This window comes from Cerasicoccus arenae (assembly GCF_014651635.1).
Taxonomy (GTDB): domain Bacteria; phylum Verrucomicrobiota; class Verrucomicrobiia; order Opitutales; family Cerasicoccaceae; genus Cerasicoccus; species Cerasicoccus arenae.
Genome location: NZ_BMXG01000023.1, coordinates 50,767 through 63,910, shown reverse-complemented (window position 1 = coordinate 63,910; position 13,144 = coordinate 50,767). Strand labels below are relative to the sequence as shown.

At 52.6% G+C, this 13,144-nt stretch carries 12 protein-coding genes; 5 read left to right on the top strand and 7 right to left on the bottom strand.

The features are described 5' to 3' along the window. Positions 1–684 precede the first annotated feature (684 nt). Positions 685–1,449 (top strand): hypothetical protein, encoded by a 765-nt coding sequence (locus IE065_RS15385; protein ID WP_189516677.1) that lies wholly within the window; start codon positions 685–687, stop codon positions 1,447–1,449. A 249-nt stretch (positions 1,450–1,698) separates the two neighbouring features. Beyond that, positions 1,699–2,625, top strand: coding sequence for a calcium/sodium antiporter (locus IE065_RS15380; RefSeq protein ID WP_200163300.1), 927 nt, complete (start codon positions 1,699–1,701; stop codon positions 2,623–2,625). A 91-nt stretch (positions 2,626–2,716) separates the two neighbouring features. On the opposite strand, the gene IE065_RS15375 is transcribed toward IE065_RS15380, so the two are convergent. Both IE065_RS15375 and gad read right to left on the bottom strand, forming a co-directional pair. Further along, entirely contained in the window at positions 2,717–3,868 is a 1,152-nt protein-coding gene (locus IE065_RS15375; RefSeq protein ID WP_189516675.1) for a glycosyltransferase family protein, read from the bottom strand. Between the two features lie 129 nt (positions 3,869–3,997). Continuing rightward, positions 3,998–5,395 carry a glutamate decarboxylase gene (gene gad, locus IE065_RS15370; RefSeq protein ID WP_189516673.1) on the bottom strand — a complete coding sequence of 466 codons (1,398 nt, stop codon included), beginning with the start codon at positions 5,393–5,395 and terminating at the stop codon, positions 3,998–4,000. 25 nt (positions 5,396–5,420) lie between these two features. Here gad and IE065_RS15365 point away from each other — a divergent pair, with 25 nt between their 5' ends. Beyond that, positions 5,421–6,719, top strand: coding sequence for a carbohydrate porin (locus IE065_RS15365; protein WP_189516671.1), 1,299 nt, complete (start codon positions 5,421–5,423; stop codon positions 6,717–6,719). Positions 6,720–6,764: 45 nt separating this feature from the next. Here the strand turns inward: IE065_RS15365 and IE065_RS15360 are convergent, their stop codons facing one another. Genes IE065_RS15360 through IE065_RS15350 form a run of 3 tightly spaced genes read right to left on the bottom strand, consistent with a single transcriptional unit; the run spans position 6,765 to position 9,306 of the window. Then, a complete protein-coding gene (locus tag IE065_RS15360; RefSeq protein ID WP_189516669.1) occupies positions 6,765–7,370 on the bottom strand; it encodes a hypothetical protein in 606 nt (201 codons plus the stop codon). A 17-nt stretch (positions 7,371–7,387) separates the two neighbouring features. Then, positions 7,388–8,365: a hypothetical protein gene (locus IE065_RS15355; RefSeq protein WP_189516667.1), complete on the bottom strand. Its 978-nt coding sequence runs from the start codon at positions 8,363–8,365 to the stop codon at positions 7,388–7,390. Positions 8,366–8,415: 50 nt separating this feature from the next. Continuing rightward, a complete protein-coding gene (locus IE065_RS15350) occupies positions 8,416–9,306 on the bottom strand; it encodes a ParA family protein (protein WP_189516665.1) in 891 nt (296 codons plus the stop codon). Between the two features lie 406 nt (positions 9,307–9,712). On the opposite strand from IE065_RS15350, the gene IE065_RS15345 reads away from it, so the two are divergent. Both IE065_RS15345 and IE065_RS15340 read left to right on the top strand, forming a co-directional pair. Continuing rightward, a complete protein-coding gene (locus IE065_RS15345; protein ID WP_189516664.1) occupies positions 9,713–10,414 on the top strand; it encodes a hypothetical protein in 702 nt (233 codons plus the stop codon). A 123-nt stretch (positions 10,415–10,537) separates the two neighbouring features. Continuing rightward, positions 10,538–11,281 carry a lipoate--protein ligase family protein gene (locus IE065_RS15340; RefSeq protein WP_189516662.1) on the top strand — a complete coding sequence of 248 codons (744 nt, stop codon included), beginning with the start codon at positions 10,538–10,540 and terminating at the stop codon, positions 11,279–11,281. An 82-nt stretch (positions 11,282–11,363) separates the two neighbouring features. On the opposite strand, the gene proB is transcribed toward IE065_RS15340, so the two are convergent. Both proB and frr read right to left on the bottom strand, forming a co-directional pair. Next, positions 11,364–12,491 (bottom strand): glutamate 5-kinase, encoded by a 1,128-nt coding sequence (gene proB, locus IE065_RS15335; RefSeq protein WP_189516660.1) that lies wholly within the window; start codon positions 12,489–12,491, stop codon positions 11,364–11,366. Positions 12,492–12,582: 91 nt separating this feature from the next. Beyond that, positions 12,583–13,144: ribosome recycling factor (gene frr, locus IE065_RS15330; RefSeq protein WP_189516658.1), on the bottom strand; the 562-nt coding region annotated here is incomplete at its 5' end.

Here is a 13,144-nt window from a genome sequence, read left to right as displayed (position 1 = left end):
TAGAAACAGAAGGGCTTGGCTTCAGGATTTCGCTTTCAGGCTCGCCAGCCTCCACACAACAGCTCGATAATCGGGACTCGTAAACTCGCACGATATCTTTGACTGTTCACGGAAAAATGAATGGAAAAAGCATCAACCTCGTAGCACCTTTCGTCGGACTCGGAGTAGCTATTTTAAGCGGTGGTGTTTTGGGTGCCCTAACAAATGCAATAGTAAACCTTGCAGGAGCGACAGCTCAGTTCTTGGTGGAGACTTTCAACTAGAAGTACGGATGAAGATCAGAATTCACGGCAATGACTGGCATGCTCATGATATTTCCGAAAACGTAAATTGGTGCAAAGCGCATAACTGGAAATTTATAAGATACGCAAAAGAAGACGATCACGACCACTGTCTCATATGTTACTGGACGATTCATAAGTCCGATGACCCAGAGGTTGGTGAAGCATACTTCTACGGAGGAAGCACTTGGCTATGTTCAGAGTGCTACGGCCAATTCATCAAAGAAGCCTAAAAAACTGGGTGTCTCACTAAGATACGTGCGCATTTCACACCTACTTCTAACCTTCGCCAGCATCATGAAACTGCGGCGCGGGGATGCGCTTACGCTACCATCAACAGCATGTAAAAGGGGCAAACATTTACCTTGCTTTATTTTCAGTAATTTCCGAAAATTCCGTCATTATGGATTACGTTGAAGATGCAATTACGATCCACGACCCCGTTAGCGACCGTCTTTGGACGATTCCGCGGGAGCGCGTGACGAGCTTGATGGCGGACGTGAGCGAGCGCTGGGTGGCCAACGTAATCGTCCCCGAGACGGTCTGCCGCGCAATGATTCCCCTACCCTTTCTGGAGCCAATCGCGACTGAAAAGGGTTATGTGCTGAGCCTCTGCGCGATCTTCATGCGCCACGCCGCACCTCAGTGGGCGCCGCTCGTGATGGGCCCGGCGAGCCGCAATTGCGCGTTGCGCATCGCCTGCCGAGATACTCGCACGGGACAGCCAGCGATCTGGGTTAACCATCGCTACAGCGAGAGCATCCTCGTCACCGCGCTGGCCAAGCTGGGCTTCCCTGAAGTTCGCCCCAACCTGAAAGTGGACTTTGCCCGCGACGCCGATGGCCAAACCGTTCTCTTTGACACACGCGATGGCGAAATCCAACTACAGCTCAAAGAAAACGCCCAACGCGAACCCGGACAAGCCTTTGCGACGACTCAGGAATTCGAGGACTACTTTACCGCAGGCGTTCGCAGCTACGGCCCCGGCCGAGAACCCCGAACGGCGACCATGGTGGACCTTCATAAAAACAGCGACAACCACTTCGCGCCAATGCCACAGTTTGCCGGAGTGCTGACCACCGCCCAAGGCGCCTGGCCGGTAGACAGCGTTTACCGCACCGTCAATGGGCTTTACGAATGGCGCTACGAAGGCGACGTGGCGTATTAAATTCGGCGCAGTTTCAGCCAATTATTTCGTCAATCCGACTAACGAGACGGGCGCGGGGACGCGCCTGCGCTACCTTTGGATGGAACTGTGGGGGGGAGGCGCGGCTGCGGGTGTGTGTGCGGCAGAAAGCACGATTGTATTTGCCTGAATTTTGAATTCGTCATCATTAGTTGGCGCGTAATAATGCCGTAAGATAGTTGCGACTTAGACACCTAAAGGCGCACCAGCCAACACACTTAGATTCTTTCTATGCTACTCGTAATCGCGGGGATTGTTTTGCTCTATTTTGGCGCGGAAGGGCTCGTGCGCGGCAGTAGTAATCTGGCGATCCGTGCGGGGATTCCACCGCTCGTTGTCGGGTTGACCGTGGTGGCCTTTGGCACCAGCGCGCCCGAGTTGACCGTGAGCATTTCAGCCTCCTTGCAGGGTAAGGGCGTGGTTGCGTTGGGCAACGTGGTGGGCTCCAACATTTTTAACATCGCCGTGATTCTGGGCATCTCGGCCCTTATTCGCCCACTGACGATCCACATCAACCTACTCCGACGCGATATACCGATCATGATCGGGGCCGCCGTCGTGGGCTTCGGCTTGATCCTTTATGGCGACATCGGGCGGATCGCGGGCATCGCCCTGTTGCTCATGCTGACGGCCTATCTGGTCTTTACGATCCATGCCGCCAAACGCGAAACTGCGCAGGGTCTGGACAGCATGGACGCGCCGGAACCGCCGAAAAACGCCTGGTGGCTCGATGTCATTTTCCTCGTTGTCGGCCTTGGGCTGCTCGTGTGGGGTGCCAACTTATTTGTCGAGGGCGCCATTGTGATTGCGCGGAAATTGGGTGTGTCCGAGGCCGTGATCGGGTTGACGATTGTCGCTGCCGGAACGAGCCTGCCCGAGCTGGCGACGAGCATTGTGGCCGCCATCAAAAAGCAGACGGATATCGCCGTGGGCAACGTGGTCGGCTCCAACATTTTTAACATCCTGTGCATCTTGGGAACCACGGCCGTCGTCAAGCCCATCAGCGCGGATGGCATTAGCTGGATTGACGGCGCGGTGATGCTGCTCGTTAGCGTAATTCTTCTTCCGCTGGCCTTTACGCAGCGAACGATTTCTCGCGGCGAAGGCGGCTTTCTCATGGTGATTTACGGCGGTTTTTTGATTTGGCTGTGGCCTTAAAATCAAGGGGCGGACGCCGAGTGAGCTGAATAAAACTGCGGCGCGGGGACGCGCCTGCGCTACGCGAAATAGCGTAGGGTGAAGGAGGGGGTTACTGGGCGGGCTGGCATTCTTTGGCGGGCTCGCCGCCGGGGGCTTCGATTTGCGGTTCGCCAGTTAGCAGTTCGAGGAAACGTTGATCAGCGCGGTGGGCCCAGTTGCGGAACGCGGCATTGGGCGGGCGGTCCTGCTGGATGAAGTCCATGAACGCACTGAGATCGAAGGATTCCGCGGCCATGCCAGCGCCGGCCTTAACGGCGTCGATGGCGTTGCACTGCTGCTCGAAATGGCCGCCGGTTGGGCGCATCATCACGGGCTTATCGAGATACATGGCCTCGCAAATTGATTCAAAACCCGCCGTCGAGACGAATGCGCGGCAGCCTGCCATGTGGTCGAGGAACTTCTCTCCAGACAAACGATGGAAGAACAAATTGGGCTGAAACTCCTCCATTTCCTCGGCACCAGGGCGGTCCCAAAATCCATGAATGACAACGTCGGGGTGCTGCTTCTGCCAGTTGGCGACTTCTTCCGCGTAGCCGTCGTTGAGGATATAAAGCAGCAGGTAGTCGCCGGACTTCGGCACGCGTTGGAGCACTTCGTCGCGGAGCAGTGGCGGCATCACGAAAATGTGCTTGTCGGGCAGGTCGTCCATTTCGCGGAAGGACAGCGCGAGGAATTTGTCCGCACCAAACGAGGTCAGCCGATTATTAAAGAGCAGCATCGTGCGGTCAACGGACTTGCCGGGTGGAAACTCGAAGTCAGGATGGTGCAAAAGATACTGGTGCCCGACGCAAAGAATCTTTGCATGCTTGGGCTTAAAAAGCATGAATGACAGCCCCGCGAGCAGCTCGTAGAAGTTGATGATCACATCGGGCTTCGTCCGCCGTATGCGGCGGCGGATCACGAAGAAGCTCTTGATATACTGCGGCAGGCGAAGCAGGTTCTTAAAGATCGTTGGTCCGATCAAAATGCCGCGACGATTGGCGTCCACCACGAAAGTCGGGCTGCGATACATGCTGACGGGGGCGTGAATACCGTCTTTGAAAAACTGCGGAATGTCGCGGCGATCGTTTTTTCCCACAAGCACCTGGACGACCTCATGGCCGTGGTTGGCAAGCAACTTCCGCAAAGCCATCGCCTGCGTTAAATGGCCACGCCCCTCTCCTTGAACGATGAACAGGAATTTGAGTTTTTTCTGAGCCACGAGATGATTAATTTTAACCAGAATATTGTGGGCAACTTCGTGTGCGCTCGATAAAAGCAAGCAAACTGACCGGATAAATACTTGGCGCAATGCACGCTCAAACGAAACGCACGTGGCTCGAATTGCTGATTAGCAAATACGACCTTTGTTGCGGCTAGCCTCACTGAGCATTTCAAAATCAGTGACGTCCTGCTTGAGCTTTGCGATGCAAAGCTTCATGTCTTCGGCAAATTTCTCGGCCATATCACGAGAGAAATTTTCCTTCACGACCATGCGCAAGACGTGAACTTCTTCAGCATTAGGTGGCAATGCATAGGCAGGCACAATCCAGCCGTACTGTCGCAGTAAATCGCTTAGCATGTAGATGACCTTGTTCGGCATCGAGCGGTCCTTGAGACGAACAGTGACGGTGGGCAAGTATTTCGATTCATTGAGCAGTTCAAAGACATCAAGCTCCAGCAACTGAGCTTCGAGATACTGCGCGTTGTCCATGATGTTTTTCATGATCCGGCGATAGCCATCTTGGCCGAGGCGCAAGAAGTTGTAATACTGCAACAGCACCATCGACGAGGCGCGGGAGAAATTGAGGCTATAGTTCGGCATCGAGCCACCAAGGTAGGTGATATTGAACACCAATTCTTCGGGCAAATCACTACGATCACGGAAAACCACCGTGCCAATACCTGGATAAACGAGCCCAAACTTGTGGTTGGAAATATTGACCGACTTCACTTGCTCCAGACGAAAATCCCACTCGACTTCGGGGTAAACGAAAGGTGCGACAAAACCGCCGCTAGCGCCGTCGCAGTGGATCGGGATATCCCAGCCCTTTTCGGCCTTGAGCTTGAGCAAGTAGTCATTAACGCTGCGCACATCGTCAAGCTGACCGGTGAAAGTCGTGCCGATCACACAACCAACCGCGCAGGTGTTCTCATCGACAAAACCATCCAACTGATCAGCCGTCATGTAAAATTGGTCGGACTTGAGCGGCACGACGCGCATTTCGACATCGAAGTAGCGGGCAAATTTCTCCCAGCAGGTATGCACATCAGCGGAGAAAACTACGTTGGGATTTGTGGTGGGAAGGCCAGCATCGGAACGGCGCTTTTTCCAGCTCCACTTATGAGCAAGCAAACCCAGCATGATCGCCTCAGAGGACCCGACGGTGCAGGTGCCAACGGGATCGCAGTCCTTGGGAGCATTGAGCATCCGGCCCATCATACTGACAACGCGCTGGTGAATTTCCTCGGTTTGTGGATACTCATCCTGATCCACAAGATTCTTGTTGGCGGTTTCTTTGAGTAGTTGGTCGGCCTCAGGCTCCATCCAAGTGGTGACGAAGCTGGCGAGATTTAAGGCGGGGTTACCGTCCAGATTCAACTCGTCTTTGACGACTTGATAGGCGACTCGGGCATCCATGCCTTCCTCGGGAATCGCGTATTTGGAAACCGTCTGATCCATGTGACGGTCGGCGTAAGTAAAGTTGAGGGGTGTGTTATGTTCTTCGAGATGCTTGACCTGTTTCATGAAGAAACCTTAAGTTGTCGATTAGATGCGCCGCAACATTGAAGTGACCCGTTACCCGAAGATTACAATGCGGTTCGCCATTCCGTTGATATTAGCCACCAGCGCGCTGGCTGCCCCCCCCTCCTCTCCAGATGACGATTTGCTCTCCTTGGCCAATGAAGAATACCTGCTCGATGCCAATGGTTGGCGCGGTCATTTTGCTGAAGAAACAGGCATTACCTTTATTGCGAATTACGCCGTTGATGTGTTGGGCAACCCAGTCGGTGGGCTGAATAACAAGCTGCGCTATTCCACGTTGGGCTTGTTTGGAGCAAATGTCCAACTGGGCACGCTCACCAATGAAGATTGGTTGGCCGCTTGGAGCTTTCAAGCAACCGGCTACAACGCTGAAGGCAAAAACCTCGCCAATGATATCGGCAACGCCATCCAGCCATCCACGCTTTTTAGCGGTGTCGTGCCGGTCGGCTTGTCTGAAGTTTATCTGAGCGGCCAGTGGGACAACGTCCTGGCGAGGCTTGGACGTATTACGCCCGAAGATTATTTTGCTGCCAGCCCGCTCTGGGACTACTTCGTCAGCCTAGCCTACAATGACAATCCCTGGAACCTAAACACGAACAATCCTAACTTCAGTGGCAGCCCTAGCACCCTCTGGATGGCTGGTGCAGACTGGCAGATCGACTCAGAATGGAAAATATCCATTGCGGCCGCGAACACATCCCGCCCCGACCTGACAGCACCCAGTAAGCGAGGCGTGGACTTTCATTTTGATCCGCTTGACGGAACAATGTTCTTAGCAGAAATTTGCTATCACTGGCGCGTTGATTTCGGCCAACCGCAAGCGCTGTCAGGAAGTGCACAAGTCGGTGGTTACCACGACACAGCCCAATTCACTCGTATTACCAAGCCTCCAGCCGGTGTCTCTCCTACTAAGCCGGGACTGAGTGCCGCATGGGTCATTCTAGAGCAGCAATTAATCGCAGGTGAAAGCGTAGATGACATTGGCCTGACCACATGGCTGCTTGCCAGTTGGGGTGGCCCTAAAAGTATTGCTAACTCACCCTGGTTTTTCTCCACCGGATTCGTTTATGAAGGCTTGCTACCCAGTCGGCCAGATGACGCGCTCGCTTTCGGCTATTCGATTAACTGGTTCAATAATCAGCTAACCGGGCAGAACCATGAGACGGACATCGAATTGACCTACCTGATTCAGCTCACACCATGGCTTAGTATACAACCGGATTTGCAGGTGATTCTCGACCCCAACGGCATGAACTCGATCAATGATGCCCTCGTGCTTGGCTTCCAGTGCGCAGTCGATTTCTAGCGAGCGATTACAGACTTAGTGGAGGCCGACGTGCGACGTCACGCTCTAGGCGTCCTTGATCCGTCTTTCCAGCGAACGTAGTTCCTCACTGCGCTGCTCAAGCTCAGTTTCTGTTTCTTGCTGTTCCATCATCTTCTCGAAGAGGGCATTTTCAGACTCCTCTACAAATGCTTCACGCTCCTTGAGCTGATCCTTCATCTGCTGAAGGGCGGCCTCGCGCTGTTCTAGAGTTTCGCGCAGATGCTCTAAGGCAACACGCTCTTCCTCAGATACTGCGGCTGATCCATCCGTCGAACCTGCCTCAAGCTTAGATTTGTTGAACTCGCTCATTTTCGCAGCAAGCATTTCCTGCTTCACCTTGAGTAATGCCTCGCCCTCCCAAATATCGCGTTCGCGCTCAGAAAGTTTGGCTTCATAATCAGCGGCATTACGCTCCCGCTCCAAAAGATCAGCCTCCAAGCGCCGTAAACTCTTCTCAAGAGAATCAATTTCGTCGGTCGCCATTTGATGGTGCCCGTCAAACGGAGCACGCGTACGACGCATAATGAGGTCAATAGTCTCCTTCGATTTCAGCGAGGCCTCTGCCGCCTGCTGCAACTTGGGTCTTAAACTAATAACCCGCTTATTCTTAGGTGGAATCGGAGCTGTCATGTGCCGCCGCTGGCGAATTATTTACGTCCAAAGATACGAGAGAAGAATCCGCCTCTTTTTACTTCAGGTGTCGGCAGGTCAGTTACCGCATTTTCCTTCAAATATCTTGAGGTGATGTGAGAGCAGATGCATTCACGTTCTGGTTCATCCACGACCATAAAGACGCGTTCCAGTGTTTTACCGCCCTTAATGTCACCAGCAAGCTGCCTGTACTGGTCAGGAAAGTAGCTACAGATCTCCTTCATCTTGGTCTGTAGGATATCCTCCAACTGCGAGACTTGTTCTTTGCTGAGACGAGCTTTGCTCTCTTGAGCAGAACTAAGATTGCTATAGCCAAAGCGCTTGAGGAGTGAGCATTTTTCGACGTCGCTGAGCTGATTAAGCAGCAAGCCAATGCATTCAGCCAAGTGAAGTCCCAAGCTACCTGGGCGAAACGGAATATATTTGGCGAGCGTTTGCTGATCTTCAGTAGTCAGTGCATTAAGCAAAGCACGAAAATCGCCGCCAATGATAATATTTTGCGCCATATTCTGCGCAAAATGTCCAAAATCTTTAAGGGAGCGGATGTCTTCGTTTTGACAGAAACTAATGGTATCCGGTGAGAGACCACTGAGACTCATAGGGAAATCCTGAGGAATCTTCAACCGATTGATGTTTTTTTCCAGGGTCCGATCAACACTTGCGTGCGCGTCCACTGTGGCAACCATGTCGCCAAAGGGGTCATCAAAAGCCTGAGTTTCTCGAAGGATATGGACCAGCAAGTCGATGCGCTCGTTCCTATCAGCTAGGCCCGGTAATTCCTGTAATTCTTCCCATGTGAAATCGATGTACTTCGAAGGTGTCTCACCCGCGCCCTTAATTGGCCACTCATCAATTTCGAGATTCTGCGAAAGGCTCAAGAGATTCGTGTCCACCATAAGTGAGGTGGCGAATGATAGGCGTATTTCATCCCAGTCGTCTTTACTATAACGTAGCGTTGGTGATTCCTCTGACATGCTTTGCTCTTCCCTGATCTATCCGGTCTAATTCTTTTACGTGCAAATGATTACCAAGAAATGGCGTGGCGGTCAATCTCCGCTGCAAGGCGAGCATAGTCCTTGACTACACTATCCTCTTCTTGAGCTGCCTGACCAACAAGACTGACTGGCAGACCCAATGTAACTGCACGACGCACAACTGTGGCATCACGAATCATTGATTCAAAAATCTTTGCGTCCTGCGAGACACGTCGCTGATTACGGAATTGGTTCATCCGCAACTGCATACGCATCTTAGGCACCTCGATATCCACGTTCGCTTTGATCGAGTTAAAGATGATACCACGGACCGAAGCTGGCGGTGCCATACCAGATGTGCGGAAGCTGGCGGAACGCTTGTGAAAAAGAAGTAATTTTTCCACGAGCAGCGTAAAGCCGATCAAACTAAGCGCGTCTGGATTGGAAGGCACGTAGATTTCCGAGCTGGTAAACACACCGCATTGCGATGCATTAAGAATGTTCGGCGGGCAGTCGAAGACCACGTAATCATAATCTTCTTCTACTTCTACTAACTGATCATGCACCACTTTGTAATGTGGCATCTGTGGGTCGCCCTTGTATTCGTTTTCCAGATCTACAAGGTTAAAAGTCGTTGGACAAATGTCCAAGCCAGGCAAAATCTTTTCCCCGGTTTTACTCTGTACTACATCACGTACGATGATGTCCTTAATCGTATCCTGTCCTGGTTCAAAAATAGAATAAACGGAACCGTTACCATTGATGTTCAGTTTATTCCAACGATCCAAACGCATCAGCCAGATACTCGCGTTCGATTGAGTATCAAAATCAAACAGGAGCACGCGCTTGCCCTTGTGCGCCAAACAGGCGGCAGTGTTAACAATGAGCGAGGTTTTCCCAACGCCGCCTTTATAGTTCAGGAAACAAATTTTACGTGGCATAGAAAAGAGGTGTTAGTTCGGGTGATTCGCAATCGAAATGGCTACGGACAATTAATGCAAGCTTTTCACCGTCAAAATGCTAGAAGTCTTCGCACCCTGTTGATGTGCCCTTGCAGCATGCACTTATCAATACATTGAAGATCAAGTCAAGTCGGAGCTTGTCCGTAGCATTCTCGAATACAGTTTTTCGCTTATTTTTACCGAGATAAACCATTAGCAGTGTGGAACTGGCGTTATTAGCATTCAATCATCAATCAGTCGGTGGCTGGCTTGAACATGTTGACATCGGCCAATTTAAGGTTGAATTTAGCTGAATCGCTACTTAATGTTGACATTCATTCCTCAATTCGACGTCTAGATATAATACAAAAAGACGTAATAAAGTTAATCTCTACAGGCACCAGACATGAGAAAATTCAAGGTTGTTACCCGTATCACCAATTACATCTGGGCCGAATCCCCGGAAGATTCGCGCAAGTTTCACGAAGACCTGATTAATAAAGGTAAAGTTACCCTGCAAAAAGACGGGGAAACGACCGTGAAATTCTCACGCGCACTGGGTGTTCAGTTCCTCGAAGCTCCAGAAGACATCTCCCGCTCCCGCGATCCGATTGAAAAGCCCCGTCCTCTGGACTGGCTTGAAATCGAACAAGACGGCATGTCACTGATCGCACTCGTTACTAAATTGTCAAAGCGCCGAGTTTATTATTATGAGGCACTCACCCAGACCCAACGTTCGATCGACCGTGACGCTTGGGCAAAGTGGGCAGGTAGCCATAAGGTTCACCCAAGTTACAAAGAAAAGCTTCCTCCATTCATCGTCCATGAGTGTGTTCGCGTCCACCGCGAAAAAGGTCTCATCAGTGACCATGGCGGCACGCCTGATTCGTCAGTCATTCTCGCAACATTGGAGAAATACGGCTACGAGCCCGACGACTACGAACTGCAAAACGGTTACTGGGCGGAAAACATTCTCGATAAAGAGCTCAATAATTACATTTTGGAAACCTCCAGCAAAGCTGGCCCTCCCGGACCAGACGACGAAGTCGACGAATGGGATATCCAACTCGCTGACGACCTCCCCACGTTGGACGAGCTCTCCAAGTAATACTCTCCCGTCATCTTTCAAAAACCCGGTGCTTTTAAAGCGCCGGGTTTTTTATTGCCCATGATTCATTAACTCTTCCATTTTTGTTTCCCATTTCATTCAGCGACTTATCGTCAAAACCAAATGCACATCCTGCCGACCCGTAAGCTCTCCGCAGCCGCCAACATGGCGGTTGATCAACTCCTGCTCGAAGCCTACCTGGAGCCCGACCAACCTCGCTTTCGTCATTATGAATGGAACACGCCCACCTTTACCTTTGGCCGCACCCAACGCTGGACAGAGGCCGAAACATGCCTGCCGATGCACCCCAGCTGGCGAGAGGCACACGATCACTTTGCCAGTAAATACAAGCTTGTCCGCCGATCCACGGGCGGCGGTGTAGTTGATCACCGTGATGACTGGACTTACTCCTTGGTCATCCCAACCACACATGCCCTCGCCCAAGTCAGCGCCGGCGATGCCTACCGCGAAGTCCATAATATACTAGCTTGGGCCCTTCGTGCTCAAGAAGTCGAAGCCTCTTTGGTCCCCTGCCCCTGCACTGATGACGTCGCCAGCGACGAACCCGCCATTGCGCGCAATTGCTTCCAACGTCCTGAACCTGGTGATGTGATCGACGCCGACGGAGTTAAGCTCGCGGGTGCTGCGCAACGGCGAACGCGCAACGGCATGTTAATGCAGGGCAGCATCGATCGTATAACCATTCGTGGCATTGATTGGCGGCGTTTTGAATCCGATTTCTCAGGTGCTCTCGCGGAATGGCTAGGCGGTGCAGTCGTCAACCAGCCCTTCCCCAAGTGGCCCCAAGGCGAGCTGACCAAGGCCATTGCGCAATATGAATCCAAAGATTGGAATCAGCGGCGTTAGCCAAAAGGGGACTCGAAGACCAACTGACTTTTTAGACGCCCTCTAAGAGAAAAAACGCTTCCCAATACTGTGCAGAGAATCATCACCCAGCATAGCCAAGTAGCACCAGTTCGTCACGGTGAATCACTTCGAAGCGAGTCAGCCCCGGATGCGCAGCACCGATCTCTGCGTTACTTTTGCCTAATAGCGGGCGCAAAGCCACATGGTCAAAACTGGTCACGCCACGAGCAAAGACGACTCCCTTGGGGTCGGCCACACTAACCACATCACCAGCATCAAACTCGCCATCTGCTGCAATCACTCCTTTGGCCAACAAACTACGGCCACTTTCGCGCAACGCATGGACAGCTCCTGCGTCCACTTGGAGCACGCCGTGGGATTCCTGAAAATGAGCGATCCAACGGTGACGGGCGTTCAGCGCCTGCTCGCCTGGGGCAAAAACGGTACCCGCCGCTTTATCTTCGATCAGCTTCAGCAAAATATTAGGCTCCTTACCAAAACCAATGAAGACCGCGGCACCCGATGAGGTGGCAATCCGTGCGGCCTCAAGCTTGGTCACCATCCCTCCAGTGCCAGTAACGCTCTCAGAGCCGCCCGCCATAGCTTCAATTTCGGCAGTAATGCGCGGTATAAACGGGATGACTTTGCCGGTTCCCTGACGGTCAATAACACCGGGAGCGGTGGATAAAATCGCAAGCAAGTCAGCCTTAACCAAACTAGCAACCAGCGATGAAAGCACATCGTTGTCCCCAAAACCAAGGAGCTCCAGCTCGACCTTACTCACCGAATCATTCTCGTTGATAATCGGCACGATGCCTTGGCGGATGAGTTCCTCTAGCAGATTCCTAACGGCGACATGACGGCGGCGGCCACGCACATCGTCACGAGTTAGCAAAAGCTGAGCCACGATGATACCGTGTGGGCTAAAAGCGCCCTGCCAAGTCTCAGTTAGGATGCTTTGGCCCACAGCAGCGCATGCCTGCTGTTCGGCGAGCTTGCTGGGCCGCTGAGTTAGCCCCAAACGCCCCATGCCCAAACCAACAGCGCCGGAACTGACAACAATCACCTCCAAGCCACGCGCACGCAATTCCGCGATCTGTGCAGCAATGTGCTCCAAGCATGCGGCATCCAAGCGCCCCACCGTGGAGGTCAGAATGCCGGTGCCGAGTTTCACGACGACCCGGCGAGGCGATGTCAAAATGCGTGGCATTCAATTGCTGATTCTGGAGCGCGGCGTGGATTCTTGCAAAGCGAACTTGGCTCTGCGCGAATCCAGGATCCGCACCCGAAATCCGAAGGCGTTACACCTTCATCAATTCCTCTTCCTTGCGCTTCAGATGGTCGTCGATTTCTTTGACGGCCTTGTCCGTTTCGGATTGGATTTCCTTTTCGTAAAGCTTGCGGTCATCTTCAGAGATCGTCTTGTCCTTCTCGCTCTGCTTGATGCCATCCATCCCGTCTCGGCGGGCAGCGCGAATGCCGACCTTGCCGTGCTCAGCGAGGTTGTGACACATCTTCACGAGGTCCTTGCGGCGCTCCTTGGAAAGCTCGGGCAGTGGGCAATAAACTTTGTCGCCCATGATGTTGGGCGTAAAGCCGAGGTTTGCCTTGAGCAAGGCTGCTTCCACCGCCTTGAGGACGGTCTTGTCCCATGGCTGCACACTGATGGTGCGCGAATCGGGCGTCGTAATGGCGGCAACCTCCTTAAGGGCCATCATGCTGCCATAGGCGTCAACATGCACACCTTCCACCATAGCCGGAGAGGCCTTGCCGGTGTGAATGGTGCCGAATTCATGAAGGGTGTGATCGACGGCCTTTTTCATAGCGTCGGTAGCGAGGGTAAGTATTTCGTCTGCTTCCATA

Excerpts from the sequence above, each read along its gene's own strand:
- IE065_RS15385 (WP_189516677.1), top strand. The coding sequence starts at position 685 with ATGGATTACGTTGAAGATGCAATTACGATCCACGACCCCGTTAGCGAC.
- IE065_RS15380 (WP_200163300.1), top strand. The coding sequence starts at position 1,699 with ATGCTACTCGTAATCGCGGGGATTGTTTTGCTCTATTTTGGCGCGGAA.
- gad (WP_189516673.1), bottom strand. The coding sequence starts at position 5,395 with ATGAAACAGGTCAAGCATCTCGAAGAACATAACACACCCCTCAACTTT.
- IE065_RS15365 (WP_189516671.1), top strand. The coding sequence starts at position 5,421 with ATGCGCCGCAACATTGAAGTGACCCGTTACCCGAAGATTACAATGCGG.
- IE065_RS15360 (WP_189516669.1), bottom strand. The coding sequence starts at position 7,370 with ATGACAGCTCCGATTCCACCTAAGAATAAGCGGGTTATTAGTTTAAGA.
- IE065_RS15355 (WP_189516667.1), bottom strand. The coding sequence starts at position 8,365 with ATGTCAGAGGAATCACCAACGCTACGTTATAGTAAAGACGACTGGGAT.
- IE065_RS15350 (WP_189516665.1), bottom strand. The coding sequence starts at position 9,306 with ATGCCACGTAAAATTTGTTTCCTGAACTATAAAGGCGGCGTTGGGAAA.
- IE065_RS15345 (WP_189516664.1), top strand. The coding sequence starts at position 9,713 with ATGAGAAAATTCAAGGTTGTTACCCGTATCACCAATTACATCTGGGCC.
- IE065_RS15340 (WP_189516662.1), top strand. The coding sequence starts at position 10,538 with ATGCACATCCTGCCGACCCGTAAGCTCTCCGCAGCCGCCAACATGGCG.
- proB (WP_189516660.1), bottom strand. The coding sequence starts at position 12,491 with ATGCCACGCATTTTGACATCGCCTCGCCGGGTCGTCGTGAAACTCGGC.